This window comes from Corynebacterium kroppenstedtii DSM 44385, assembly GCF_000023145.1.
GTDB classification, from domain to species: domain Bacteria; phylum Actinomycetota; class Actinomycetes; order Mycobacteriales; family Mycobacteriaceae; genus Corynebacterium; species Corynebacterium kroppenstedtii.
The window spans coordinates 1,211,011-1,237,202 of sequence record NC_012704.1 but is presented as its reverse complement, the minus strand read 5'-3'; the positions used below and the strand labels follow the sequence as shown (position 1 = coordinate 1,237,202).

Annotated in this window: 24 protein-coding genes; 22 read left to right on the top strand and 2 right to left on the bottom strand. The window is 55.3% G+C overall.

Annotated features, from left to right (window positions below; translation table 11 throughout):
- The first annotated feature begins 166 nt into the window (after positions 1 to 166).
- The 19 genes from CKROP_RS05135 to CKROP_RS05045 all read left to right on the top strand — a co-directional run bounded on the left by CKROP_RS05135 (position 167) and on the right by CKROP_RS05045 (position 21,494).
- Positions 167 to 1,435: a Dyp-type peroxidase gene (locus CKROP_RS05135; RefSeq protein WP_041629331.1), complete on the top strand. Its 1,269-nt coding sequence runs from the start codon at positions 167 to 169 to the stop codon at positions 1,433 to 1,435.
- A 241-nt stretch (positions 1,436 to 1,676) separates the two neighbouring features.
- On the top strand, positions 1,677 to 3,668 hold the full coding sequence (gene thrS / locus CKROP_RS05130; protein WP_012731680.1) for a threonine--tRNA ligase: 1,992 nt from the start codon (positions 1,677 to 1,679) through the stop codon (positions 3,666 to 3,668).
- On the top strand, positions 3,646 to 4,242 hold the full coding sequence (locus CKROP_RS05125; protein WP_041628829.1) for an ATP adenylyltransferase: 597 nt from the start codon (positions 3,646 to 3,648) through the stop codon (positions 4,240 to 4,242). The genes thrS and CKROP_RS05125 overlap by 23 nt, the downstream gene beginning before the upstream one ends.
- Before the next feature lie 9 nt (positions 4,243 to 4,251).
- Complete coding sequence (pgsA, locus tag CKROP_RS05120) at positions 4,252 to 4,905, top strand: phosphatidylinositol phosphate synthase (RefSeq protein WP_012731678.1); 654 nt, start codon at positions 4,252 to 4,254, stop codon at positions 4,903 to 4,905.
- Positions 4,906 to 4,914: 9 nt separating this feature from the next.
- Positions 4,915 to 5,811, top strand: coding sequence for a phosphatidylinositol mannoside acyltransferase (locus tag CKROP_RS05115; protein ID WP_012731677.1), 897 nt, complete (start codon positions 4,915 to 4,917; stop codon positions 5,809 to 5,811).
- A gap of 15 nt (positions 5,812 to 5,826) precedes the next feature.
- Positions 5,827 to 6,972, top strand: a complete 1,146-nt coding sequence (locus tag CKROP_RS05110; protein WP_012731676.1) for a glycosyltransferase family 4 protein — start codon at positions 5,827 to 5,829, stop codon at positions 6,970 to 6,972.
- On the top strand, positions 6,969 to 7,469 hold the full coding sequence (locus CKROP_RS05105; RefSeq protein ID WP_012731675.1) for a hypothetical protein: 501 nt from the start codon (positions 6,969 to 6,971) through the stop codon (positions 7,467 to 7,469). The genes CKROP_RS05110 and CKROP_RS05105 overlap by 4 nt, the downstream gene beginning before the upstream one ends.
- Before the next feature lie 121 nt (positions 7,470 to 7,590).
- The gene (gene pdxS / locus CKROP_RS05100; RefSeq protein WP_012731674.1) at positions 7,591 to 8,550 is read left to right on the top strand and encodes a pyridoxal 5'-phosphate synthase lyase subunit PdxS; all 960 of its coding nucleotides are present in this window, start codon (positions 7,591 to 7,593) and stop codon (positions 8,548 to 8,550) included.
- 5 nt (positions 8,551 to 8,555) lie between these two features.
- Positions 8,556 to 9,191, top strand: coding sequence for a pyridoxal 5'-phosphate synthase glutaminase subunit PdxT (gene pdxT, locus CKROP_RS05095; RefSeq protein WP_041628828.1), 636 nt, complete (start codon positions 8,556 to 8,558; stop codon positions 9,189 to 9,191).
- Positions 9,192 to 9,316: 125 nt separating this feature from the next.
- Positions 9,317 to 10,069: a YebC/PmpR family DNA-binding transcriptional regulator gene (locus CKROP_RS05090; protein WP_012731672.1), complete on the top strand. Its 753-nt coding sequence runs from the start codon at positions 9,317 to 9,319 to the stop codon at positions 10,067 to 10,069.
- Positions 10,070 to 10,190: 121 nt separating this feature from the next.
- Positions 10,191 to 10,709, top strand: coding sequence for a crossover junction endodeoxyribonuclease RuvC (ruvC, locus tag CKROP_RS05085; RefSeq protein WP_052292475.1), 519 nt, complete (start codon positions 10,191 to 10,193; stop codon positions 10,707 to 10,709).
- 59 nt (positions 10,710 to 10,768) lie between these two features.
- On the top strand, positions 10,769 to 11,392 hold the full coding sequence (gene ruvA / locus CKROP_RS05080; RefSeq protein ID WP_012731670.1) for a Holliday junction branch migration protein RuvA: 624 nt from the start codon (positions 10,769 to 10,771) through the stop codon (positions 11,390 to 11,392).
- A gap of 3 nt (positions 11,393 to 11,395) precedes the next feature.
- Positions 11,396 to 12,520 carry a Holliday junction branch migration DNA helicase RuvB gene (ruvB, locus tag CKROP_RS05075; protein WP_012731669.1) on the top strand — a complete coding sequence of 375 codons (1,125 nt, stop codon included), beginning with the start codon at positions 11,396 to 11,398 and terminating at the stop codon, positions 12,518 to 12,520.
- Positions 12,521 to 12,638: 118 nt separating this feature from the next.
- Positions 12,639 to 13,097 (top strand): preprotein translocase subunit YajC, encoded by a 459-nt coding sequence (locus CKROP_RS10700; protein ID WP_012731668.1) that lies wholly within the window; start codon positions 12,639 to 12,641, stop codon positions 13,095 to 13,097.
- A 235-nt stretch (positions 13,098 to 13,332) separates the two neighbouring features.
- On the top strand, positions 13,333 to 15,279 hold the full coding sequence (gene secD / locus CKROP_RS05065; protein ID WP_012731667.1) for a protein translocase subunit SecD: 1,947 nt from the start codon (positions 13,333 to 13,335) through the stop codon (positions 15,277 to 15,279).
- Positions 15,279 to 16,517: a protein translocase subunit SecF gene (secF, locus tag CKROP_RS05060; protein ID WP_012731666.1), complete on the top strand. Its 1,239-nt coding sequence runs from the start codon at positions 15,279 to 15,281 to the stop codon at positions 16,515 to 16,517. Before secD ends, secF begins: the two co-directional genes overlap by 1 nt.
- Positions 16,518 to 16,762: 245 nt before the next feature.
- The gene (locus CKROP_RS10695) at positions 16,763 to 18,679 is read left to right on the top strand and encodes an ABC transporter substrate-binding protein (protein WP_148209642.1); all 1,917 of its coding nucleotides are present in this window, start codon (positions 16,763 to 16,765) and stop codon (positions 18,677 to 18,679) included.
- Positions 18,680 to 19,231 (top strand): adenine phosphoribosyltransferase, encoded by a 552-nt coding sequence (locus CKROP_RS05050; protein ID WP_012731664.1) that lies wholly within the window; start codon positions 18,680 to 18,682, stop codon positions 19,229 to 19,231. It abuts the gene before it with no gap.
- Positions 19,224 to 21,494, top strand: a complete 2,271-nt coding sequence (locus CKROP_RS05045) for a RelA/SpoT family protein (protein WP_012731663.1) — start codon at positions 19,224 to 19,226, stop codon at positions 21,492 to 21,494. Before CKROP_RS05050 ends, CKROP_RS05045 begins: the two co-directional genes overlap by 8 nt.
- Positions 21,495 to 21,499: 5 nt before the next feature.
- Here CKROP_RS05045 and CKROP_RS05040 read toward each other — a convergent pair whose 3' ends face one another.
- Entirely contained in the window at positions 21,500 to 22,309 is an 810-nt protein-coding gene (locus CKROP_RS05040) for an Fpg/Nei family DNA glycosylase (protein WP_012731662.1), read from the bottom strand.
- 221 nt (positions 22,310 to 22,530) lie between these two features.
- Between CKROP_RS05040 and CKROP_RS05035 the strand changes: the two genes are divergently transcribed.
- Together CKROP_RS05035 and CKROP_RS05030 are read left to right on the top strand one after the other, a co-directional pair.
- Positions 22,531 to 23,667, top strand: coding sequence for an S-(hydroxymethyl)mycothiol dehydrogenase (locus tag CKROP_RS05035; RefSeq protein WP_012731661.1), 1,137 nt, complete (start codon positions 22,531 to 22,533; stop codon positions 23,665 to 23,667).
- 2 nt (positions 23,668 to 23,669) lie between these two features.
- On the top strand, positions 23,670 to 24,335 hold the full coding sequence (locus CKROP_RS05030) for an MBL fold metallo-hydrolase (RefSeq protein ID WP_012731660.1): 666 nt from the start codon (positions 23,670 to 23,672) through the stop codon (positions 24,333 to 24,335).
- A 148-nt stretch (positions 24,336 to 24,483) separates the two neighbouring features.
- Here CKROP_RS05030 and CKROP_RS05025 read toward each other — a convergent pair whose 3' ends face one another.
- Positions 24,484 to 25,341 (bottom strand): peptidylprolyl isomerase, encoded by an 858-nt coding sequence (locus tag CKROP_RS05025; RefSeq protein ID WP_012731659.1) that lies wholly within the window; start codon positions 25,339 to 25,341, stop codon positions 24,484 to 24,486.
- 134 nt (positions 25,342 to 25,475) lie between these two features.
- Between CKROP_RS05025 and CKROP_RS05020 the strand changes: the two genes are divergently transcribed.
- Positions 25,476 to 26,189 carry an MBL fold metallo-hydrolase gene (locus CKROP_RS05020; RefSeq protein WP_081429405.1) on the top strand — a complete coding sequence of 238 codons (714 nt, stop codon included), beginning with the start codon at positions 25,476 to 25,478 and terminating at the stop codon, positions 26,187 to 26,189.
- Positions 26,190 to 26,192 lie beyond the last annotated feature (3 nt).

Here is a 26,192-nt window from a genome sequence, read left to right as displayed (position 1 = left end):
GACGAAGAAGATGAACTCTTTGCCTCATAATTCCGCGGATGACGCAAACGCTCGTGTACAACGCGCTAACGACGATGAGCCCTCGAGCGATGGTGAACGAAGCAATACACCGGACGATCGAAACGCCCGAGGTGCAGACAGCGCCCGACGCAACGTTTTTCGCCATGTGCTACGACGCCGTTCTTTCCTCACCGGTGGTCTAGGGGCCGGAGTTGCGCTGGGGGCATCAGGATTAGCTGCTTGCGGCCACGAAGACGATAACGCCACGACGACGTCGTCGGAAGCTTTAGATCAGCGGGAGAAAAATGCTGCGGACGCGGTCAGCAACGCAGCAGGTCTCACGGGAATTGCTGATCAGACTGTCCCATTTGATGGACCGCATCAGGCGGGTATCGATACTCCGTCGCAAGCGTATGTCAATGTCATCGGGATTAATTGTATCGAGGGCATCGATAAGAAGGCCATGCAGCGCCTCATGGAGGTATGGACGTCTACGTCCCGAAAGCTGACACAAGGGCAACCGCCGCTGGCCGAACTTGAACCGGAGATGGTCTCTCGGCCCGCCAACCTCACTGTCACTATTGGGTTCGGCCGTCCTCTGCTCGATAAGCTACAGATGCAGGACAAGATCCCGTCGTGGCTTCATGACATTCCTGCTTTTGATCGGGACCGTCTAGACGATGCATGGGGACAAACGGATTTAGCATTGCAGATCTGTTCAGATGACCCCACCACATTGGCTCATGCACGGCGGTTCATTCTTCGAGCGGGGCAGCGGTATACCGAGCCTGTGTGGGAGCAACAGGGATTTCTTTATGCGGCGGGCGCCCAAGCGAAAGGTTCCACTCCGCGTAACTTGTTCGGTGTTCTCGACGGCACGGTTAACCCGCGTTCGGACAAGGAACTTTCCGATATCGTGTGGATTAATGATGGGCCTGCCTGGTTACGGGGAGGAACGGCGATGGTCATCCGCCGTATTTCCCTCAATCTCTATAGCTGGGACATTTTGGACCGCTCATCACGAGAAGTAGTCTTCGGGCGAAAACTGAAATCCGGGGCGCCTCTGACAGGGGAGAAAGAGTTCGACGACCCAGACTTCGACAAGGTCGATAGCACAGGTCTTCCGGTCATTGACCCGGAATCGCATATGGCGCGAGCCCACTATGAGGGGAACAATACTCATGAGCAGATATTGCGTCGTGCCTTCAATTACAGCCTTCCGGTGTCTGGGCCGCACTCGCCGATTTCTGACGCTGGATTGATTTTTACCTGCTTCCAGCAGAATCCAGACACTCAATTCACACCGATTCAAAAACGGTTAGATCAGTCAGATCGTCTCAATGAGTGGATAACCCACATCGGTTCTGCTGTCTACGCGATTCCTCACGGCACCGCAGGTGAAGACAATTATTGGGCGGATGATCTCTTGGTGTAGCCCCTTTTATTTGTGACGACGAACGGTCGCCACAAGGGCTGTGTTCGCCAGGTTCCCCGACGGTGCTACGCGTGCTGTCCGGTCATGCGGTAGAGTTTTGATCCGTCCCCGGCTGTTACCAGGTATGTGATAGCCATGTCACCACTAAGGAGTGCAATCAGTGTCTGCACTGTCGTCATCGGAAAAAAGCGCCTCATCAGTATCGTTTCAGGTCCCTGCTGGTACACCAGCTGGGGCAGCGATGAAGCCACTGGGCCTTCCCACCAAGGGGCCCGAAGCAGTGGTTTGCGTGAAGACTAATGATGGAACCATTCGTGATCTATCATTTGCGCCTACTGAGGACACTGAGGTCACCACGGTCATCGCAGCGAGCGATGAAGGACGGGCTGTCATTCGACACAGTTGTACTCATGTGATGGCGCAGGCAGTTCAGGCGGAATTTCCAGGTACCAAACTTGGAATCGGCCCCGCTATAGCGGACGGTTTCTACTACGACTTTGGCACCGACCACGCCTTTACTCCCGACGATCTCAAACGCATCGAAAAGCGGATGAAGAAGATCATTAAATCGGGACAGCGATTCGAACGCGTTGTGTGGAAGTCCCTTGATGACGCCCGCGAAGCGTTGAAAGATGAGCCATACAAGTTAGAGCTCATCGACGATAAGTCAAAGGGCACCGTTCTCGATGAGGACGCGGATCTTGACACTGCTGGCGAGCTAACTGCTTATAACAACGTCAATCCTCGGACCGGCGAGGTCGAATGGTTTGATCTGTGTCGTGGTCCTCACGTGCCGACGACGAAATACATCGCCGCTTTCGCCCTTCAGCGGAGTTCTGCTGCGTACTGGCGTGGTGATCAAAACAACGACGGTATGCAGCGAATCTACGGGACGGCTTTCGAGTCGAAAGAAGCGCTGCAAGAGTATCAGCAGCGGATGGAAGAAGCAGAACGCCGCGACCACCGTCGTCTCGGCGCTGAACTGAATCTTTTCAGCTTCCCGGATGAAATCGGCTCAGGTTTCCCTGTCTTCCATCCTGACGGCGGTATCGTCCGCAATGAAATGGAGCAGCACTCGCGACGGCGCCACATCGAAGCTGGATATTCCTTCGTCTACACTCCGCATCTGACCAAGGGAGATTTGTTCCAAAAATCCGGCCACCTTGATTTTTACAAGGATGGCATGTTCCCTCCCATGAAGTTGGATGAGGAACGGGATGCCGAGGGGAACATCACGAAGCCGGCTCAGGATTACTACGCCAAGCCGATGAACTGCCCGATGCACAATCTGATTTTTGCATCCAAGGGGCGGTCGTACCGCGAATTGCCTCTGCGCTTGTTCGAATTCGGCACGGTGTATCGGTATGAAAAATCAGGCGTCATTCATGGCCTCACCCGAGCCCGTGGATTCACGCAGGACGATGCCCATATCTACTGCACCGAAGATCAGCTTGAAAATGAACTCAGCACGGTTCTTGATTTCATCATTTCGCTGCTGAAGGATTACGGGCTCGATGATTTCTATCTGGAGCTGTCGACGAAAGACCCGAACAAGTTCGTCGGTTCTGATGAAATCTGGGAGCGCTCGACGGAGATTCTCCGGCGTGTAGCAGATAAATCCGGCCTCGACCTTGTTCCGGATCCAGGCGGAGCTGCTTTCTACGGTCCGAAGATTTCGGTTCAGGCTCGTGACGCGATTGGGCGTACGTGGCAGATGTCGACCGTTCAGTTGGACTTCAACCTGCCTGAGCGTTTCGAATTGGAGTACACGGCACCCGACGGTTCTAAGCAGCGCCCCATTATGATCCACCGCGCCCTCTTTGGTTCGATCGAGCGCTTCTTTGGGGTTCTCCTGGAACACTATGCGGGAGCGTTCCCAGCATGGCTGGCTCCGCATCAGGTCGTCGGAATTCCGGTCGCCGATGAATTTTCGCCGTACTTGGGTGAGGTCGTGGATAAGCTGCGTGCTCGGGGTGTCCGTGCCGAGGTCGATATCTCGGATGATCGGATGCAGAAGAAGATTCGCAACCATACGACTCATAAAGCCCCGTTCATGCTTCTCGCTGGCGGCCGCGATGCGGAAGCAGGTGCAGTGAGTTTCCGGTTCCTCGATGGTTCCCAGGTGAACGGCGTTCCCGTCGAGAAGGCTGTTGATGTGATCTCAACCTGGGTTGAAGAGCATAACAACGAGCAGCCGACGAAGGAGTTGATTGAGGCTCGTGTCCGCGGATAACGATACTTTTGTTGACTCAGGAGCTGGTGACGCCGACCGATTGACCCGGCTGTGGGCACCTTACCGGATGTCGTATATTGCCGACGACAATCGGAACAGCAGTGACCCGTTCGAAGACATTCCGCAAGGTTCGGACGAAGAAGGGCTGATCATCGCGCGCGGTGAGACCGTGTACTGCTTGCTCAACCTGTTCCCCTATAACTCGGGGCACATGATGGTTGTCCCTTATCGACGGGTAAAGAACCTTGAGGACCTGAACCCTGATGAGACGGCCGAACTGATGGCTTTCACGAAAAAAGCCATCCGTTCGTTAAAAGCTGTTTCGCATCCCCATGCCGTTAATGTGGGAATGAACCTGGGTAAAGCATCGGGTGGCTCTATCGAGGAGCATCTTCATGTTCACATAGTTCCGCGATGGGCTGGCGATGCTAACTTCATGACCGTCATTGGTGGCGTGAAGGTCCTGCCACAGCTTCTCCGTGAGACACGGTCGTTGCTTGCGGAAGCCTGGGCATCATTGGACACTTCCGATGATCAACCGGCTGCTGAGCAGTCGGCTTCCGAGTCGGAATAAGGGAGAATAATGCTTGGCGTTCATGGCCGAAAACCGGCTGCAGTTGTCATCGAACCGATTGCCCGATCACTGGTTAAGGCGGGAATTTCCCCCAACACAGTGACCGTCGTCGGCACTCTCGGTGCATGTGTAGCAGCGTTAACCCTGATCCCTACCGGTCATCTCTTTGCCGCCGCAATAATTATCGGGCTTTTAACAGCTGTAGATATGGTCGACGGCACCATGGCCCGTATACGTGGCGGGGGAACGACGTTCGGAGCGACGCTGGATGCTAGCTGCGACAGGATTACCGACGGTGCTGTGTTCGCTGCTATCGTCTGGTGGGTTGTCTCCGCTCAGCAGGGAGAACGTCACCAAATGATCGCGGCGTTGATTGTGTTGGTCACCAGCCAGGTCATTTCTTATGTCAAAGCTCGGGCAGAGGCGGGCGGTCTCGACATCGTCGGGGGATTGGTGGAACGCCCTGAACGGCTGATCATCGGTTTGGTCGGCTTAGGCCTTGAAGGCTTGGGGGTGCCGCATGTGTTAAGTGTTGCGCTCTGGATTCTTGCAATAGGCTCCATTTTCACGGTGATCCAGCGCATGGTCATGGCCGGCAAATCTCCGCATGCGAATGATAAAATCTCCGCGCCCCATGGGGCCAAAGAATTCCCCACGAAGTAAGGACGACACGTGACACGACACTTCGGCTTATCCAAAGAGGATCTTATCGCGGAGTCGTACGTGTGGGCCTGGAAAGGAATCACCCGAATTCCCGCCCCCGTCGCGCGGAAATTATTCATGCTCGGTGCCGATATTGCTTCCCACAGGGGAAAACAACCGGCGAGGTTACGGTCTAACCTTGCCAAGGTGACCGGTCTCACGGATGACCGAGAGCTTGATGTGGTGGTGCGGAACGCGATGAGATCATATGCCCGATATTGGATGGAAGCTTTCCGCTTGCCGTCCATCATTCACTCATCGTCCCTGGACTCACTTGTGGATACAATTGAGTCGGGTATCCAGGGCGTGGACTTGTTTGATAAGTCATATCGCCAGGGGCGGGGAGTGATTCTCGCTCTGCCACACAGTGGGAATTGGGATATGGCTGGGCTGTGGCTTGCTCAGCGCTACGGGACGTTTTCTACTGTGGCAGAACGGCTCAAGCCGGAGAAACTGTTCGATGCATTCGTGAACTATCGCGAAGAACTCGGTTTTACCGTGTTCCCGCTCACCGGTGGTTCACAAAAGCCGATGGACGGGCTCCGTGAAACTTTAGAGTCAGGTGGAGTCGTGGCCTTGTTGGGCGAACGTGATCTTTCGCATCATGGTGTCAGCGTCGACTTTTTCGGTTCTAGAACAACCATGCCGGTGGGGGCGGTACGGCTTGCTCAAGAAACGGGGGCGGCCTTACACGGCGTTCACTGCTGGTTTACCCCGGAGGGCTGGGGTCATAGCGTCGGTGAACCACTGAATACCGATAAGCCAATACCCGAGGTTGTTCAAGACCTCGCAAAAGTTTTTGAGAAAAATATTTCGGAGCATCCTGAGGATTGGCATATGCTCCAACGCATCTGGAATGAAGACTGAGAGTGTGGAGGCCGAGTGCGAATCGGGATGGTGTGTCCGTATTCCATGGACGACCCTGGCGGTGTTCAAGTTCATGCAATTGAGCTGTCGGAACAGTTAATCCGGCGCGGTCACACCGTAAGCCTGCTGGCCCCAGCGTCGCTGAAGACGCATGTCCCGGATTTCGTCGTCCGGGCCGGACGTTCCATTCCCATCCCGTATAACGGATCGGTTGCCCGCCTGAGTTTCACAGCGTCGGCATTTCATGCTGTCCGTAGGTGGTTGAATAATCACGAGTTCGACCTCGTCCACATACATGAGCCGAACGCCCCAAGCGTGTCCATGATTGCGCTGAAAATGGCGAAGATTCCTGTGGTGGCGACGTATCATGCATCAGCTGATCGGTCTCGTGTGTTGGAAACGTTTATTCCGGTTCTCACGCCGATGCTTGAGCGTGTTCGTGCAGGGATCGCGGTCTCGGAGATGGCCCGCCGGTGGCAAGTGGAACAGCTGGGGGGAGATCCCATTCTCATCCCCAACGGCGTCGACACAAAGTTTTTTTCATCTGCGGATCCGCAATCAGGAGCCGACGATGCTATTTCTCGCCTCGATCCAGACCGCCCGCGAATTATCTTCTTGGGCCGCTTTGATGAACCACGTAAAGGGCTCGATGTGCTGATCGAAGCGATGCCACGGATTTCACGAGCAATTCCAGGTATCGAAGTCGTTGTCGTGGGGACTGGTGATGCCAAGGCTTTGTCGCGGCGCGTAGCCCATGTCCGGGACTCGATCACCATTCTTGGCCGGTTGTCTAATAGCGACAAGGCTCGAGCCTTTAAAGCATCGGACGTCTATGTGGCACCTCATCTCGGTGGGGAGAGTTTTGGGATCGTCCTCGTCGAAGCGATGGCTGCCGGCGCGGCGGTCGTCGCTAGTGATATTCCGGCATTTCGTGCTGTGTGCGATGATGGCGACGCTGGTTGGCTATTTCCTCCTGGGGATACGGATGCTTTGGTGGCGGCTGTCACCGAGTTGTTTTCGGACAAAGGCAAGCGGCAAGAACTCGCGCATAAGGGCTTTGAGCGGTCCCAACGGTTTGATTGGAGCCACGTTACGACAGAAGTCGAGAGGGTATATGAAACCGTGCTGGGTCCTCAGGGGGAAAGGAACTTTTCGTCGTGATACCGGTTTGGGTCGCCATCGTCATCGTTGGTCTGATGGCCGTTCTGTTAGCAGGTATGTGGGCATCGTTCATAGCCACCCGCTTGCATCGATTGAATATCCGGACGGATGAAGCAGCGTTAAGCCTGGATGCTGCCTTGGGCCGTCGGGCTGCGGTGGTGTCAGCATTGTGGCCAGAACTTGCGGACGAGGCCGAAGCAACGGAACGTATCGCTTTCGATACTTCGTGCACAACGGATCGAGCACTTGCGGAGAACAGATTTGCTATGCGTATTCACGATCTTGATGACGAATCTGTGACGGTCAATGGTGCGAGAACACTAGCCGACGCCCACACACGAGTAGAACTCGCAATGCGCTTTTATAATGATGCCGTCTCGGATACCCGGACGTTGCGGCTACGCCCGCTCGTGAGGTTTTTTCATCTCGGCGGCCATACGTCGCCACCAGAGTATTTTGAGGTTGCTGGTATTGAATCCGACATTCCGGCGTCGTAAATCACTATGTAGCCTCAAGAATTGGTTGGGGAGTTTTCCGGCTCCAGAGGCGAGTAAGTACACTGTAGGCTTCAGCGTATTCTAGACAGGCCAGTCCAGTTTTAAGGAGAAGAACGACAATATGAGCAATAATGCAAATCAAAACGGACGGCATGCTACGGACAATCCACGCGGGGCTGCCCATTCCTCCTCGAATGAGACAACCCACGGGACTGCACGAGTAAAGCGCGGCCTGGCGGAGATGTTAAAAGGCGGCGTCATTATGGACGTCGTCACCCCTGAGCAGGCCAAGATCGCTGAGGACGCCGGCGCGACAGCCGTGATGGCGTTGGAACGCGTCCCAGCTGATATTCGTGCTGAGGGCGGAGTGTCACGCATGTCGGACCCCGACATGATCGAAGGCATTATTAACGCTGTGTCTATCCCGGTTATGGCGAAGGCTCGCATTGGTCATTTCGTTGAGGCGCAGGTTTTGCAGTCGCTGGGCGTCGACTTTATTGACGAATCCGAGGTGCTGACGCCAGCCGATTATTCCAACCACATTGATAAATTCGACTTCACGGTGCCATTTGTCTGTGGAGCGACCAACCTCGGCGAAGCACTTCGACGGATCAATGAGGGCGCTGCCATGATTCGTTCCAAGGGCGAAGCGGGAACTGGCGACGTGTCCAACGCCGTGACCCACATGCGGACCATCCGCGCTTCTATTAATAAATTGAAGTCGATGGCGCCTGATGAGCTGTATGTCGCCGCGAAGGAGCTCCAAGCTCCGTATGAGTTGGTGCGTGAGGTAGCCGAGCGTGGATCTCTCCCGGTTGTGCTGTTCACAGCTGGCGGTATTGCTACTCCGGCCGATGCAGCGATGATGATGCAATTAGGTGCTGAGGGTGTGTTCGTCGGTTCGGGCATCTTTAAGTCTGGTGACCCGGAGCATCGTGCGCGCGCCATCGTTCAGGCGACGCAGAATTACGATGACCCCGAGACGATCGTCAATGTTTCGCGTGGCTTGGGTGAAGCGATGGTGGGCATCAATGTCGACGAGATCCCGAAGCCGCACCGTTTAGCAGAGCGTGGTTGGTAAAACGAGTGGATAGTAGTAACGAAGAGAGAACCCCACTTATCGGGATTCTCGCTGTACAGGGCGGTGTCATCGAACACCAGCGCACTTTAGAGCGCCTCGGGGTTCGGTCCCGTCTGGTACGCCGTCCTGCTCATCTCGACGGGATTGATGGGTTAATTCTTCCTGGGGGAGAGTCGACGACCATGTCGAAGCTCCTCGAGCTGGGGGGATTGCTCGAACCCCTGACGGCAAAGATTCACAATGGGACGCCGACGTTCGGCACGTGCGCCGGTATGATTTTGCTGGCTAGCGAGGTTAAGGGGACACGTCCCGATGCTCACTGCGTATCCGCGCTAGACATCACGGTCCGACGGAACGCATTTGGTCGCCAGGTCGACTCCTTTGAAACGGATCTCGATTTTAAAGGGATTAGTCAACCTGTTCACGCCGTTTTTATTCGTGCACCGTGGGTCGAATCAGTCGGTGACGACACCGAGGTTCTTGCTCGTGTACCTGCCGACGACGACAAGGGCGCTATTGTTGCAGTTCGCTCCGGTCACGGTAGGGGAAACGTACTTGCCACGTCGTTCCATCCCGAGGTGACCGATGACCACCGTGTCCACGACTATTTCGTGTCGATGGTCGAGGAATCGATGGCGTAACCCAACAAAAGGCTTATTGGTGGCAGTGCCATGGCAGGGGATGTCGGGACCGGGTATTAGACTGGTTGCGATTATCCCCTTCGTGGGGCTTGCATGTGTGTTAACAACTGAGGGAGTACAAAAATATGAGTGGGCACTCTAAATGGGCAACGACGAAGCACAAGAAAGCTGCGAACGATGCCAAGCGTGGTAAAGAATTTGCCAAGCTGATTAAGAACATTGAGGTAGCTGCTCGCACCGGCGGCGGTGACCCCTCAGCGAATCCGACGCTGGATGACATGATTAAAAAGGCCAAAAAGGCGTCGGTTCCCAATGACAATATCGAGCGAGCCCGCAAGCGCGGTTCTGGCGAGGAAGCCGGTGGCGCGGACTGGGAGACCGTTACGTATGAAGGCTATGGCAACGGCGGGGTAGCGATCCTCATCGAGTGCTTGACCGATAACCGCAACCGTGCTGCGACCGACGTTCGTACCGCGATGAATAAGAACGGCGGCAATATGGCGGACGCAGGTTCCGTCGCCTACATGTTCAACCGTAAAGGTGTCGTTCAGTTGCCGAAAGAAGGCAATACCGAGGATGACATCCTGATGGCCGTCCTGGATGCTGGCGCTGAAGAAGTTAATGACCTCGGCCAGAACTTCGAGGTCGTGTCCGCGGCCGGGGATCTCTCTGCCGTTCGCGACGCATTGAAGGAAGCCGGGCTGGAGTACGATTCTGCAGAGCCGGACTACCGAGCAGACGTTAAGGTTCAGCTTGACGCGTCTGGAGCTCGGAAGATCTTCCACCTGATAGATGCACTGGAAGATTCGGACGATGTCCAGAACGTCTACACCAATATGGATCTTTCCGACGAGGTTCTGGCTGAACTCGATAACTAAGTGAAAGCCCTCAGCGTGTGCCGAATAGGCGGTTGGCGATTGTGCAGATAGGAGTGGCGATCCAGTGCCCGTGAATACCACGTCTAAGGGTGGATCGCGCTCCTTAGAGGGGACCCGCGTCATGGGGGTTGACCCCGGTTTAACCCGGTGCGGAATATCCACGGTTCAAGCTGGGCGGGGGCGCTCCGTCCTACCTGTCGCAGTGGGAGTCATTCGAACAGACGCATCCGACGATCTTTCCACCCGTCTTCTCGACATTTCCGTGAAGATTGATGAGTGGATGGATGAGTATCATCCGGATATGCTGGCAATCGAACGTGTATTTGAACGTGGTGTAGTCTCTACTGTCATGCACACTGCCCATGCGGTGGGTGTGATTATTGTTTGTGCAGCGCGGAGAGATATTCCGGTTTATATGTACACGCCCAGTGAAGTGAAAAAAGCTGTGTCGGGGAACGGACGTGCAAATAAAAAGCAAGTCACCGCGATGGTTACGCGGGTGTTGGGCTTGGCTGAACCACCACGTCCCGCCGATGCGGCCGATGCTCTGGCGCTTGCTATTTGCCATTGCTGGCGTGCTCCCATGTTGGGGCTATCTGGCGGGCAGAATCCGGGCTGGAGCGCTTCACGGCATAAGTGACGTCATAGTTGCGGCCGATGTCGTGGTGTGACGATCGTGAGTAGAGAAAAGGGGTCCCTGTGATCGATTCATTGCATGGCGAGGTTCTTCATGTCGGTCTTAATTATGTCGTGATTGAATGTTCGGGCGTCGGTTATCGAGCAACTGCGTCGCCCTCATTGCTGGGGACGCTGCGCAAAGGGGAGGACGCTCGAATCCTTGTCACGATGAATGTTCGCGACGATGGGATTGACCTTTACGCTTTTGAATCCGACGAGGCCCGTCAGATGTTTGCGATGCTCCGTAAGGTTTCGGGGGTAGGACCGACATCCGCAATGGCGATTTGCTCTATTTTTAAGCCCGACGAATTCGCTCGAATAATTACCGACGAGGATGACGCTGAACTAAGAAATGTCAAGGGCATAGGTAAAAGAACAGCGGAGAGAATCATCGTCGACTTAAAGTCGAAGGTAGCTGTATTCGATTCTGGAGATTCGGCTAGCGAACCGCAATCGGGAGTGGGCGGAAATTCGGAGGCCGAGGTAGACAGTGGCGTTGTGGGTACGGTTACTCAAGCTCTTGTCGAACTAGGTTTTCCGGAAAAACAGGCCGAAAAGACTGCCACGTCCGCTGCGGCTGAGGGAGGATCTGTGTCGGAGATTCTGAAGCGCGCCTTGCGATCGATGTCATCCGAGAGGAACTAAAAGATGGGCAACATCGAAAAAACTGAGTTCCAACTACCCGATCACAAAGGTGGTTCCCAGAATCGGGGCGGGCCGGCGCCCACGATGGGAAAAGATGACGAATTTGCGTCCGGAATTCGTCCTGTTGATCCGACCGCGCAGAGCGACGATGCAGATGCCGAATTGTCGCTGCGCCCGCGTAGCTTGGATGAGTTCATTGGGCAGTCCAAGGTTCGCGAACAATTAGAGTTGGTCCTCTCTGGGGCCAAGGCCCGTCGAGTTGTTCCTGATCACATTCTCTTGGCCGGTCCGCCGGGGTTGGGCAAGACGACTATGGCGATGATTATTGCCCAGGAGATGGGTACGTCATTGCGGATGACCTCGGGCCCTGCGCTGGAAAAGACCGGTGATCTCGCCGCCATGTTGTCGAATCTGATGGAGGGGGATGTCCTCTTTATCGACGAAATTCACCGGATGGCGCGTCCGGCGGAAGAAATGCTGTACATGGCGATGGAGGATTTCCGCATCGACGTCATTGTCGGAAAAGGCCCGGGTGCAACGAGCATCCCCTTGGATTTACCCCCCTTCACCTTGGTAGGGGCGACCACCCGAGCGGGAATGTTGACGGGGCCGCTGCGTGACCGTTTCGGATTCACCGCTCAGATGGAGTTTTACTCGGCGGCTGACCTCACGAAAGTTGTGACGCGTGCGGCGCGTCTGCTCGATATCGATATCAAGGCCGACGCTGCCAAGGAAATTGCGTCGCGGAGTCGAGGCACGCCCCGTATTGCTAACCGCTTGCTGCGACGGGTGAGGGACTACGCCGACGTCCACTCTGGGGGCGTGATCACAGTAGAAGCAGCAAAAGCTGCGCTCTTAGTGTTCGACGTCGACGAGAAGGGCCTCGACCGTCTCGACCGTGCTGTTCTCGATGCGCTCGTCCGGGGACATGGGGGCGGACCTGTTGGCGTGTCGACGTTGGCTCTCGCCGTGGGGGAAGAGCCCACCACGGTCGAGGAGGTGTGCGAACCGTACTTGATTAGGGCTGGGATGATTGCTCGTACTCCGCGCGGCCGTGTCGCCACAGCCGAAGCGTGGAAACATCAGGGGCTGGAGCCACCAGAGGGGACAATTGGTGCCTTTTTCTAACGGGCCACTGGATCAATACAGCGTTATCCAGGAGTAAAGCTTTCCGGGATGCTCACCAGATAGTCCGCCAAGTTAAAAGAATTGACTCAATGTCCCTGCTCTATGCCAAGATGGTGCCATGAACGGTCTATGGATAATTATCCTCATCCTTTTCCTGGCGTTGCCCATCATGCAAATTGTTCGGCAGAACAAGAGCATGAAGCGCATCCAGGAGTTTCGCTCCCAACTGCAGCCTGGCATGGCTGTTGAGACGGCCGGAGGCTTGCATGGTCGCGTCGTTGCGGTACGAGGCGACGTGCTCGACTTGCAAATTGCGCCTGGGGTTGTCGTTGAGTGGGCCGTCAAAGGCATTTTGGGACCAGTTGCACAACAGGAATCGTCAACCACTCCTGAGCCAGCCGCTAGTGAGCCCCAGGGTCAGTCAACTGTGTCGCCCCAGGAGACGACGACAGACCACGGTTCAACCGTCGAGCCGAGCACTAGTGATGAGGCTGCTGTTGACTCCCATAGGCACTCGCCGGCCCAGAACAATGGCAGCACCGATGCCTCCACGGACTCGTCGACGACCGATAAGTAAAATCGCAATCGATAGTGCCCGGTCGTGACTGACAATCGCGCAGAGTAGATGCGCGAGTACAGTACATCGACAGCAGACATGACATAACCTTCGGCTTCATGCTGGTTCGAACGCTATACGCGAAACGCCGACCCCCGGGGTAAGACGATGCGGCGTGAAGCCTAGCGGTAGACTTTCTGAAGTTTGAATAGGCCGACATGAGCCTAATGTGACCTTCATACGACGGGAGACTCTTTTGGCAGCCCGGAAGAACAGAGCTCGCTCCACAAAATCCCGATGGCCGTATCGCGCCATCGGTATCTTCGTCATTTTCCTCGTAGCGGTGTACCTTCTGGTGTTCCTCACGGGAAATAAAAAGCCTGAACCTAAGTTAGGCATTGACCTTCAGGGCGGAACCCGAGTGACTTTGGTGCCTCAAGGTTCTCAGCCGTCCAATGATCAGCTTGAGCAGGCCCGGAAAATCCTCGAAAACCGCGTCAATGGCATGGGCGTGTCCGGGGCAACAGTGCAGACCGACGGGAACACACTCGTCATTACTGTCCCTGGCGATGATTCCGCTCAAGCGCGGAACCTGGGACAGACATCCCAATTGTTGTTCCGCCCAGTGCTTAACCAACAAGCTGCTGCCCAGGAAGTTGATCGGGGCAAGCTGGCGCAGACCGTCGTCGATATGGCTAATCGATGGGTAAAAACGGATGTGATTTCGCCGGATAACGCCCAGAAGGCCCTCGACGAGCTAAAGAAGCAGTTGGAGCAATACAACAGCAGTGGTCAAGCCCAAGGGCAAGAGGCTTTTGCTATTCCCGAGTCGATGAAGATCACGGCGAAGCCAGAGGCTAAGCCAGCCAACTCCATCGAAGAAAACAAGCAGCGTGAACAAACATCCGCCATGCTGCTCAAGGATCGGCAATCAGAAGATCCGACCACTTTGCAGGCCGCGGGATCCTTGTTGGAATGTAAGGGATCGGATCCGTTGGCAGGCCAGGATGATCCGGCTAAGCCTCTCGTGACGTGTGACCAAGATAAGAGCGTTCACCTGCTCGATGCGGCACCAGTATTAGTGGGGCAGGAGGGGAAGAAAGATCCCCAGCGGCTCACTGGTGAGGAGATCGATACCAATTCTCCGATTACTGGTGGGTACGACTCCAACAGCGGACAAATGGCCATCACGTTCAAGTTCAAGACATCCAATAAAGATAAGGGTGGCGATACGTGGGCCGAGGTGACGCAAAAGTATCAGGGGCAGCAGGTCGCTATCACTCTCGACTCCGAAGTGATTTCTGCTCCGACGATTCAGTCACCGACGCCCGCCGGTTCGACGACCCAGATTACTGGTAAGTTCTCTGAGGCCGAGGCTAAAGACTTAGCGAACAATCTTAAGTATGGTGCGCTGCCCATCAGCTTCGCTGGTGAAAACGGCGAGAAGGGCGGTACCGCCACCACCATTCCCGCCACGCTGGGCTTTGCTTCCCTGAAAGCAGGACTTATCGCAGGAGGCATCGGCTTAATCTTGGTTGCCCTGTATGCGCTGGCCTACTACCGAGGACTCGGCGTCATCACGATCTTCTCGCTGTTGCTCTCGGCGCTACTCATCTACGGCAGCCTCGTGCTACTCGGGCGGTGGGTTGGCTACAGCCTTGACCTCGCGGGCATCGCCGGCTTGATCATCGGTATCGGTACTACAGCGGACTCCTTCGTGGTCTACTTCGAGCGGATTAAAGATGAGATACGCGATGGCCGAACATTCAGATCTGCAGTACCAAAGGCCTGGGAGCGTGCTCGCCGCACTATTCTGTCCGGTAACTTGGTCTCCCTGATCGCAGCTGTCGTGTTGTACATTTTGGCTGTTGGTGACGTTAAAGGCTTCGCCTTCACCCTTGGTTTAACGACGGTCTTCGACCTGTTCGTGGTGTTCCTGGTTTCGGCACCGCTGATTATTCTGGCGTCGCGCAAGCCGTTCTTCTCTAAGCCGTCTGTGAACGGGCTCGGAGCGGTCATGCGTGTTGCGGAGCGTCGCCGTGCTGCTGGTATCAAGCTTCCGTATGACGTTGAGCGCGCTGAAAACGCCAAAGAGGATCAACCTGTACGGCGGCACATCAAGCTCGCAGATAGTCTCTCAGAAACTGATGAGTCATCGTCGGGCGGCTCATCGCGTGTCGATACCTCGAAGGAGGAGAAGTAATGAGTAAACGGCCTTTCTTCGAACGTATCTACACCGGTGAAGGCGGAATTGAGTTCGTCTCCCAGCGCCGTCGCTGGTACGGCATTTACGCCATCATCTTGGTGATCTGCCTCGTATCCATTATTTTCCGTGGATTTACCTTGGGCATCGACTTTGAGGGCGGTACCAAGATAACGATGCCCGCCGGTGACGTGTCCAAGACCGAAGTCGCCGACACCTTCCACGAAGCCACTGGGGTCGAGGCCCAGCAAGTCCAGATCATCGGCTCCGGTAACGCTCGCAATGTGGAAATCGAGTCAAAGCACCTTAACGACGACGAGATCTCCGAGGCTCGGGAAGCCTTGTTCTCGAAGTACCACCCGAAAGACGCCTCGGGTAAAGAAACTCCCGACTCCATCGGTGATTCGACCGTGAGTAACTCGTGGGGATCGACGATTACTCACCGCATGGTTCTAGCGCTGATCGTCTTCCTTGCGCTGATCTTCCTGTACATCACGGTTCGCTTTGAGCGCGATATGGCCATCGCGGCTATATCAGCACTTGCCGTTGACGCGATTGTGGTCTCAGGGCTGTATTCGATCATCGGTTTCGAGGTTTCACCAGCATCGGTTATCGGTTTGCTGACAGTCTTGTCCTACTCGCTGTACGACACCGTGGTTGTGTTCGACAAGGTTCACGAGAACACCGCTGGGTTGACAAAGACAACTACGTCGACCTACGCCGAGCAAGCTAACCTCGCCGTCAACCAGACGATGATGCGTTCCATTTCGACATCATTGTTCTCGATCCTCCCGATCGGCGCATTGATGGTCGTCGCGGTCTGGTTGCTGGGCGTGGGCACACTCAAAGACCTCTCGCTCGTGCAGCTACTTGGCGTCATCGAAGGAACGTTCTCATCCATCTTCTTGGCGACGCCAATCTTGGTTTCGCTCAAGTCTCGTCAGAAGAAGTATTCCGAGCACACCAAACGTGTCGAAGAATCTCGCAAGGCTGAGTCATCGAACCAAGAGAATGAACTGGTTGCCGTAACCAGTGATGGATCAGAGATCACTCCTAGTGAAAGCTCAGATTCAGAGCCATCCGCACGTGCCTCACGGAGGAGAGGCTCATCACGTATCGTTCACCACTCCGATCGAGATCGCGAGGCGGGCAGATTCCACAGTCGTGAAGGAGGCGGCGCGTCATGGCGTCCCGACGATAACCGCCGTCGCAACAACTCACCCTTTGATGGAAACTAAAAGCTGAGTCGGTATCCAACGCGTGTTCTTCGAATAGAAGATTTACGCATCGTGTTTCCTGGCTTAGCGTTCCGCATGACACCTTCTTAACCGGTCGTATAGTTAGAATTTCCGCCGTACAGCGCCCTTGCTCATTAATTCGAAGCAAGGGCGCTAAACTTTTCTTAACAGCACATCCTGTGTTCTTACGAACACGGCGTCAGTGCGCTTTGTACGTCCATTTTCTGACACGATCGGCTCCACCCGTGTTACAGCGATTCAAGAAGTCACGTCCCCAGTTCCCGTCGGCAATGCCTTCACTACCGTGTTCCCCACGTGCCCACCTCCGCAAGATTGTGACGGCAATGTCGGGAGCCTTATTAGTTACAGGTTTAGCCGCTTGCGATACCAATGACGATGCAGGCGATGACCACACAAACGCCGGGTTTGCCTACGTAAGTGGCAGCACCCTCACCACTGTTAACGGTGCTAGTTCACAAGGACAGGCCTCCGATGCAGCGCGATTATCCGTCCGCTTATATCCCGGAGCTTTCATCGATGGGCCCAATGGCCAGGCCTTCGTCAATAACGATCTTTTCACGTCAATCCAGGCACCTGATGAGAACCGAAGCGCTGAATACGTCATCAATCCCCGGGCCCAATATTCGGATGGCAAACCGGTTACCTGTGATGACTTTTACCTGGCATGGTTTGCCCAGCATAAAAAAGAATATTTTGATTCCGATAATCCTCTTCTAGAACAGGTTGAATCAGTTACGTGCCGGCATAACGAGAAAAAGTTTCGGGTGAATTTTGCCCGCGGATACGGGTCCCGATACCAGAATCTTTTTCCTGCCGGGTCGGTTATGCCCTCCCACATCATTGCGTCTCACGCTGGGGTTGACGATTTAACTGGTGCGCTCGAATCTGCGGACTACCAGGTGGTCAAAAAAGTGGGCGATCTGTGGAAGAAGAGCTTTCTCCTGAACGAAGACAATCTTAAGAATATTGTGTCCACTGGACCGTATTCGGTGAAGTCGATCACAGATAAGGATCCGACTACACATACGCGGTCAGTAACGCTTCAGAAGAATCCTCACTGGTGGGGTGATCCGGCGTTAATCGATGACATCGTGGTCTATCCTCGCTCAGCATCTCTGAGCGACCTTGCCCACCACAAGTCACTCAGAGTCGTTGATAATGATCAAGCTCTTCCCTCCGAATTCCGTCTATCGCAGGGGAAAGGTTCCGCAGAACCATCTGAGCCAGCACGATCCACAACAGAATCGTCCGAGGCAGGTCCATCCAAAACATCGCCAGCATCTGAGACGTCATCGTCAGCTGCTCCATCTTCATCACCGACGCCAACCTCCTCCGCATCTAACGCTCCAGGCGAATCGATGCCGTCGTCGGAAGCAAATAAACCAGCCACGAATGATAATGAGGGATTTCCCGCATTCTCAGTTCCGCACGACGGCGGCTCCTCGGCCTCTGCATCCCGTTTGACGGTGGATTCGGAGAAATACGGTGTGATGACGATGCTCTCACGTCGGATTGACTCGCTCATCCCTGCCGACCATGGGGTCATGGCCAGTAAACGCATGCGCCAAGCGGTATCGCAGTGCATTGACCGGGCAGCTGTTGCCGAAGCATCGTCAGCCCGCTCATCAATGAAGGTTCCAGCCTATGGACTTCGATTGACGCCGGCGACGAGCTCATCCTTCGATGCGGTCAGCGATGTCGCGCTGAAGCATGGAAATCACGACACCGCTGCGGCCCGAAAGGCAGCGAAGGGATCCACAGTTCGTTTGTCGTACGACCGCACGAATGATCGGTACGCCGCCATGGCAAACGCTATCCGGGAGTCCTGCCAGGAGAGTGGAGTCACCGTCGATGATGTGTCGGCAGATCATGCTGACAGCACCGCCCTGACGGACAGAGCCGACTTTTTCCTCCAGGCGGTTGACCCCGCAACGTACTTCTCAACCTCGACATTCGTCGGTGGAACCATCGATGAGCGTCGGCAAGCGGAAGAAGGATTATGGGATAGCATGCAGACGATCCCATTGTCTGCTGAACCCCGCGCCGTGGTCGTACACAACGCAGTGAGTAATCTAGTGCCTAGCACCTCGAATGTTGGGGTCGGCTGGAACATGGATCGATGGAAGAAAGATCAGAATTAGATGACCGACAGTGAGTATTCATCCGCAGCCGATGCAGTGGCAAACTTAGTTCGCCGCGTGCCCGGTTTTCCGTCTGAAGGTGTGGTTTTTGAAGACCTCACTCCGGTGCTGGCAGATGCGGGCGCCTTCCGATTAATCGTCGACGAATTAGCCGAGGCTGCTCGGAGTTATCACGCAGACATCATCGGCGGGCTCGACGCTCGCGGATTCCTTTTGGGGTCTGCTGTGGCGTACCAACTGGGGCTCGGGATCCTCGCGGTACGCAAGGAAGGTAAGCTCCCGCCGCCGGTTTTTCATCGAGGCTATGACTTGGAATACGGCCATGCAGCGCTGGAAATTCCTCGAGAGGGCCTGAATATTCAGGGAAAGAATATTGTTCTTATCGACGACGTTCTTGCCACAGGCGGTACCTTGTGTGCTTCCCGGGCTCTCCTGGAGGAAGCCGGGGCGAATGTCGCCGGCTTGGCCGTCATTCTCGAAGTTGAAGCGTTGGAAGGTCGGAAACGCCTGGCCGACCTTCCTCTAACGGTGGTAGGGGAGCGTAGTGAGTGATCGGTCGCCCTCTCGGGTTGGTTCGGTGAGTGCCCGTCTGGCTCGAAGCCTGACGGGGCAGAACCGTGCGAAATATAATCCGGTTTTGGAACCGATGCTGACTATTCATCGCAAGGTTCACCCGAAAGCGGATGTTGCGCTCATCAACCGCGCCTATGAGACCGCGGCGCAATTACATGACGGTGTTTTTCGTAAATCTGGCGAACCGTACATCACTCACCCGCTTGCCGTAGCGACGATTTGCGCTGAGATCGGCATGGACACCACCACGATTGTCGCAGCGCTGCTGCACGATACGGTGGAAGACACTGATTACACGCTCGAACAACTCGAGCACGACTTTGGCCCTGAAGTGGCTCACCTGGTGGATGGGGTCACCAAGCTGGACAAAGTGGCCTTGGGATCAGCCGCGGAAGCCGAAACAATCAGGAAAATGATTGTCGCAATGGCCGACGATCCCGGCGTGCTGGTCATTAAAGTTGCTGATCGCCTGCACAATATGCGCACAATGCGTTTCCTCCCACCGGAAAAGCAGGCAAGGAAAGCTCGGCAGACCTTGGAGGTCATTGCTCCGCTGGCTCACCGGTTGGGAATGGCGACGGTGAAGTGGGAGCTAGAAGATCTCTCCTTCGCTATTTTGTACCCTAAGAAGTACCAAGAAATCGTGCGATTGGTGGCAGATCGGGCGCCGAAGCGCGATGAATATATCGCCCGAGTGTCGAAAGAGCTACAAGCACGGCTCAAGGACTACCACATCAGTACGGAGGTCGTGGGGCGACCGAAACACTACTGGTCGATCTACCAAAAGATGATCGTTCGTGGCCGAGACTTTGATGAAATCTTCGACCTCGTCGGACTCCGTGTCCTCGTCGATTCCGTGCAGGAATGCTACGCCGCACTGGGGGCAGTGCACACGCTGTACCAGCCGATGCCCGGAAGGTTCAAAGACTATATTTCTACGCCTCGTTATGGGGTGTATGAATCGCTCCACACGACGGTGATCGGGCCGGATAATAAACCTCTCGAGATCCAAATCCGGACCCATGAAATGCACTACAACGCTGAGTTCGGCATTGCGGCGCATTGGCGATACAAGGAGACCAAGGGGCACAACAAAGGTTCTGCAAAAGAACTGGACCAGATGGCATGGATGCGTCAGCTTCTCGACTGGCAACGGGAATCTGCCGACCCCAACGAATTTATGGAGAATCTGCGGTTTGATCTCTCCTCAAACCAGATTTTCGTGTTTACCCCGAAAGGGGACGCGATCACCCTGCCATCGGGATCGACGCCTATCGACTTCGCCTACGCTGTCCACACCGAAGTGGGGCACCGGTGTATCGGCGCGAAGGTGAACGGCAAGCTACTCGCGCTCGAGTCGGAGCTCCACACCGGCGATCGTGTCGAAGTTTTCACGTCGAAAGATCCGGACGCCGGCCCATCGAAGGACTGGGAATCATTCGTCGTGTCGCCGCGCGCAAAGTCGAAGATTCGTCAGTGGTTCGCGAAGGAGCGTCGAGAGGTTGCTTTGGAGGCCGGTCGGGATGCGCTCGCCGCGGAAATCCAGCGGGGAGGGCTGCCCATGCATCGGCTCTTTACTCCCGAATCGATGCAAACTATCGCTGGCCAACTGAGTTTTAACTCCGTCGACCAGCTGTACACCGCGATTGGCAATAACAACATCACGGCTGGGCGCGTCGTTAACCTGCTGATGGAGCAGTTTGGGGGACAGGAGGAGGCGGAAGATGCGCTTGCTGCCCGCACTCCTTTGTCTCAGCTCAGGTCAAAGAAGAATTCTCGTGCCGATTCGGCGGGGGTTCTTGTTGAAGGCGACGCCGACTATATGGCGAAGCTGGCCAAGTGCTGTACGCCCGTCCCCGGCGACGACATTTTCGGTTTTGTGACCCGGGGCGGTGGGGTGAGTGTCCACCGCACAGACTGTACTAATGCTCCGAAGCTGAAAGAAGAGCCTGAACGCCTGATTGCGGTGTCGTGGGCGGCAGAGCGCAGTGGAGCTGTCTTCACGGTGACTCTGCAAATCGAAGGGCTTGACCGTCAAGGGTTGCTATCCGATGTCACCCGGGCCGTGTCAGAACAGAAAGTCGCTATCTTGGCGACGAATTCTCACACTGCTGAAGACCGCGTTGCGGTTGTTCGTTTCACGTTCGAGGTCTCTGACGTCAAACAGCTTGGCTACTTGATGACCCAGCTGAGGAACATTGAAGGTGTCTTCGACGTTTTCCGGGTCACGTCGGGCGGATAGTGGCGTCACGCCTGGCAGGTGGGACACCAGAAGAGGTTTCTGCCGTCGACCTTGCGCTCGACAATAGTGGTTCCGCAGACGTAGCAAGGGAGCCCGGCACGTCGGTAAACATAAACCTCACCACCATGAGCGTCGACGCGTGGTTCCCGCCCCATGGCCTCAGGCGTGTGTTCTGGCCGAACGGTGTCGATTTTCCCGACCCGGAACCCCATCGTCATCGTTTCGACGAGGTCATTCCATATCGCATGGAGGTCGTCATCGGTAAGATCTTTACCTCGCAGCTCAGGGTTAAGTCCTAACCTGAATAGCGTTTCGGCGCGGTAAATATTTCCGACGCCTGCGAATATGTGCTGATCCATCAGCAAGGTACTAATCGGTTTCGACGACCGTTTGATTCGTTGATAGCTGCGGCTGGGATCGGCGTGTGGGTCGAGTGGGTCAGCCCCGAGTTTCCCAATCGCGGTGTCTTTTTCTTCGTCGGTGATGAGCCGGCACCACTGTGGACCGCGTAAATCAGCTGCCCGTGTGTCGGAGGCTATTCGTAAACGAACCTGGCCTCGTGGTTCCGCGAGGTCTGAGAAACGAAGGCTTCCAATGAGACCTAAGTGAATATAAACGACATGTGCCGCTTGATTGGCCTCGAAGTCAATGAACAAGTGTTTTCCGTGCGCTTCGGCGTGCTTAAGCACGGTGTGGTTGAGCTGATCGGCCTCTGTCGCGAATCGCCCCTGTGGCGAGCTAACAGCAGTTTCCTGTCCGGCGAATTCGCGGTTCAGTGATGAAGCGAGCCGATGAATGACGTGGCCTTCGGGCATTCCTTAACTTCTTTCAGAGGGGTAACTGCACACGTTGTAATTGGGCACTATAGTGCGTTATTGACAATAATTTATATTTAGTAATGTGTATTTGCTGGTAACAGCAATCGCAGCCTCGATCGCATAAGCCCTGATTGGTCTCCTTTTTCTATGACACAGCGGAGTGTACAAGACTTCATTACACTCGATGACGGTCCATTAATGAGAAAGGGCGATATTTAATGACTGCAGCATCACAAACAGTGAAGGGCGTTATCTCCCGGGCAAAAAAGGAGCCCGTTGAGCTAACAGACATCGTTATTCCGGAACCAGGCGATAACGACGTTATTGTATCGATTAAAACCTGCGGGGTGTGCCACACAGACTTGGCGTACCGCGATGGCGGTATCAACGACGATTACCCGTTTTTACTCGGGCATGAGGCGACCGCCGTCGTCGAACAGATCGGTTCACGAGTTACTCACGTTGCCGAGGGCGACACGGTCGTTTTGAACTGGCGTGCAGTGTGCGGCGAGTGCCGCGCGTGTAAACGGGGAGAGCCGCACTTGTGCTTCAATACGTTCAATGCGTCGAAGCCCATGACACTGACCGACGGAACTGAGCTGACACCAGCGCTGGGAATCGGCGCTTTTGCCGAAAAGACTCTGGTCCATGAGAAGCAGTGCACGAAGGTTGATCCCGACGTCGATCCCGCCGCCGCAGGCCTGTTGGGGTGCGGCGTCATGGCAGGACTCGGCGCAGCCGTTAATACGGGGCAGGTCAAGCGCGGTGAATCCGTCGCCGTGATCGGCGCTGGCGGTGTCGGTATGGCAGCCGTTGCGGGTGCAGCCTTAGCCGGCGCGACGAAGGTCATCGTTATCGACGTCTCCGACAACAAATTAGAAAAAGCCAAGGAGTTCGGCGCGACGCACACGATCAACCCCACGTCGTTGGACTCCAAGGGCGACGACGAGGATGTCTCCCCCGAAGAGCAACCCGTCGTCAAGGCGGTCAAGGACCTCACGGATGGCTTCGGTGTCGATGTAGCCATCGACGCTGTCGGCGTTCCGCAGACCTTTACTCAGGCGTTCTATATGCGTGATCTCGCTGGCCGCGTCGTTCTCGTTGGTGTTCCAACACCGACCATGAAACTCGAGCTACCTTTCCTGGATGTCTTCTCCCACGGAGGAGCCATCAAGCCATCCTGGTACGGAGATTGCCTACCAGAACGCGATTTCCCGATGTACGTCTCTCTCTTCCAGCAAGGGAAATTCCCCTTGGATAAGTTTGTCAGCGAGCGTGTCGACATCGATGAGGTCGAGGACGCTTTCGAGACCATGAAGAAGGGCAATGTTTTGCGCTCTGTGGTGGTGGTATAACGATGGATTCCTGGAAACTAACAACCGAAGGCCAGAGCGAATCGGGCCTGAAAATTAGCCGAGTCGTCACCCACGGTGTGTTCGCACTCGATGGTGGCGAGTGGGAAGTCGATAACAACATTTGGGTCATCGGCGACGATTCTGAATGCATCATTATCGACGCCCCCCACACGGCCGATCCGATCGTCGACGCCGTCGCTGGTCGCACTGTGAAGGGCATTGTGTGCACCCACGCGCACAATGATCACATCACGGTCGCGCCAGAGTTGGCAGAAAAACTGGACACGCGGATCTTCGTCCATCCCGGTGATCAGATGTTGTGGGAGCAAACCCATCCCGGAGTCGCTCACGAGGAACTCGAAGATGGAGAACAGTTCAGCATCGCCGACACCGCGATGTCGGTTATTAACACTCCGGGCCATTCACCGGGGTCGTGCTGCTTGTACCTTCCCGAGGCACATGTCCTTCTTTCGGGCGACACCTTATTCGCCGGTGGGCCCGGCGCGACTGGACGATCGTTTTCATCATTCCCGAAGATTATCGATTCGTTGAAGACACGTATCCTGACGCTGCCTGAGCAGACGGAAGTGTACACGGGGCACGGTGACGCGACGTCGATCGGTGAGGAAGCCCCTCATCTCGAGGAGTGGATTGAACGAGGATACTAGCGGGGGATGTGCTGCGGCGTGACACAGTGATCGGATGCGGTCACGCGGCATTTTCCTCTCGCAGCACTGTTATATGAATATATGAAAAATGCCGGCATCGGGGGTGATGCCGGCATTCTGAAGCCCGTTCGGGATGGAGCTCTAAGTGCTAGCTCACTGCAGCACTGGTGATCTTGACTTCCTCATTGGGTGCGGTATTGCCACTTTCATCCTGAGGCTTCGCACCCTTGGCGGCGATACCGTCGATGGTTTTCAGACCGTCGTCAGAAATCGAACCGAACACGTTGTACTTGGGGGGAAGTGGTGAGTCCTTATAAACAAGGAAGAACTGAGATCCGTTGGTGTCCTCACCAGAGTTCGCCATCGCGAGAGTCCCGCGCTTGTAGTTAAAGGTCCCCTCTTTGTCGCTGTCGGACACAGAGTTCGAGGGGTACTCGTCCTTGAACGTGAAGCCTGGGCCGCCCTTGCCTGTGCCTGAGGGGTCACCGCACTGAAGGACAAAAATGCCTTCTGTGGTGAGCCGATGGCACACTGTGTCGTTGTAGAACCCCTGTTTAGCGAGAGCCTCAATCGCATTGACCGTACACGGAGACTTGGAACGATCCATGGTAACCGGAATATCGCCCTGGTTCGTGTGCAAGGTGACGTTCACTGTTCCCTTTGCCGGCACATTGTCACTCTGAGGAAGATCGGCCTGTTTCGAATCAGGCTGGTCCGCCTTGGTGTAGTCACAGGTTACCGAATCGCCATAGTCCGCTTTTACGGCTGGAAGATCCTGATTTTTTTTCTGCTCAGTCGTGGTCGTATCAGCAGATGCCGCCGTGTTGTCGTGGTCGTCACCGCCAGACGTTGCTGCCCAATAAATCCCGCCAGCTACTGCGACGAGAATGACGACAGTAGCGACGACGACTCCGAGGGGCCGTGCCTTCTCCACACGGTTACGCTTTTTCAGCTCTTTCTCTAGCGCTGAGAAGGCTTCCTCGCGCCTTTCTTTGTTGGTGCTCACAAACAATCACTTTCTATCAGTCTTGTGAATGACGGTTGGGGCTGCAGAACCATAGTTGCACGTGATAATAATTGCACGTGATAGGCGGCGACTAGTTTCCCGCTCCGACATCCTACTATGCCTACCATGGTCTTATGACTAACGACGTGACTATCACTATGACCACAGTGGGAGCCTTAAGCACGAATTGCTACATATGTACGCGTGGCAACGAGGCCATCGTGATTGATCCAGGACACGGAGCCCATGTACCCGTTTTATCGTATATGGATGACCATGACCTCACCGTGTCTGGAGTGTATTTGACGCACGGGCATCTGGATCACAGCCGCGATGCGGGAATTATCGCCAACCGTTTTTCAGTTCCAGTTTGGCTTCACGAGGCCGATGTATTCATGCTCGAAGACAGTGATGGCGCCTTTCGGGACATTGATCGCATTCTTGATCATGACCACATGGAACAGCCCGAACGTGTGGAGCATTACGACATTTCGTGGATGGATGACTCCGTCACTGACCCGCACAGCGGCACCTATCCCGAAGTCGCTATTGGCGGGCAGACCACTCTCGAGACAGCCGTCGGCACCTTCACAATCGTTGGAGCACCTGGGCATTCCCCTGGTTCGACCATGCTTTTCCTGGGGGAAACGTGTTTCGGAGGCGACGTTCTCTTCCGCGGAGGCATCGGCCGGACGGATTTGCCCGGTTCCAATCCGCATTCCATGAAATCGACGCTGGCCGACGTCGTTAAGAAACTTCCACAAGAAACCGTGATTCTCCCTGGACATGGGCCGAGCACCTCTATCGAGGAGGAGCTTCAACAGAGCCCATTTCTCCGCGGCCTATAGCGA

Excerpts from the sequence above, each read along its gene's own strand:
- CKROP_RS05020 (WP_081429405.1), top strand. The coding sequence starts at position 25,476 with ATGACTAACGACGTGACTATCACTATGACCACAGTGGGAGCCTTAAGC.
- CKROP_RS05035 (WP_012731661.1), top strand. The coding sequence starts at position 22,531 with ATGACTGCAGCATCACAAACAGTGAAGGGCGTTATCTCCCGGGCAAAA.
- ruvB (WP_012731669.1), top strand. The coding sequence starts at position 11,396 with ATGGGCAACATCGAAAAAACTGAGTTCCAACTACCCGATCACAAAGGT.
- CKROP_RS10700 (WP_012731668.1), top strand. The coding sequence starts at position 12,639 with ATGAACGGTCTATGGATAATTATCCTCATCCTTTTCCTGGCGTTGCCC.
- thrS (WP_012731680.1), top strand. The coding sequence starts at position 1,677 with ATGAAGCCACTGGGCCTTCCCACCAAGGGGCCCGAAGCAGTGGTTTGC.
- CKROP_RS05040 (WP_012731662.1), bottom strand. The coding sequence starts at position 22,309 with ATGCCCGAAGGCCACGTCATTCATCGGCTCGCTTCATCACTGAACCGC.
- CKROP_RS05030 (WP_012731660.1), top strand. The coding sequence starts at position 23,670 with ATGGATTCCTGGAAACTAACAACCGAAGGCCAGAGCGAATCGGGCCTG.
- secF (WP_012731666.1), top strand. The coding sequence starts at position 15,279 with ATGAGTAAACGGCCTTTCTTCGAACGTATCTACACCGGTGAAGGCGGA.
- CKROP_RS05050 (WP_012731664.1), top strand. The coding sequence starts at position 18,680 with ATGACCGACAGTGAGTATTCATCCGCAGCCGATGCAGTGGCAAACTTA.
- pdxS (WP_012731674.1), top strand. The coding sequence starts at position 7,591 with ATGAGCAATAATGCAAATCAAAACGGACGGCATGCTACGGACAATCCA.
- ruvC (WP_052292475.1), top strand. The coding sequence starts at position 10,191 with ATGGGGGTTGACCCCGGTTTAACCCGGTGCGGAATATCCACGGTTCAA.
- pgsA (WP_012731678.1), top strand. The coding sequence starts at position 4,252 with ATGCTTGGCGTTCATGGCCGAAAACCGGCTGCAGTTGTCATCGAACCG.
- CKROP_RS05090 (WP_012731672.1), top strand. The coding sequence starts at position 9,317 with ATGAGTGGGCACTCTAAATGGGCAACGACGAAGCACAAGAAAGCTGCG.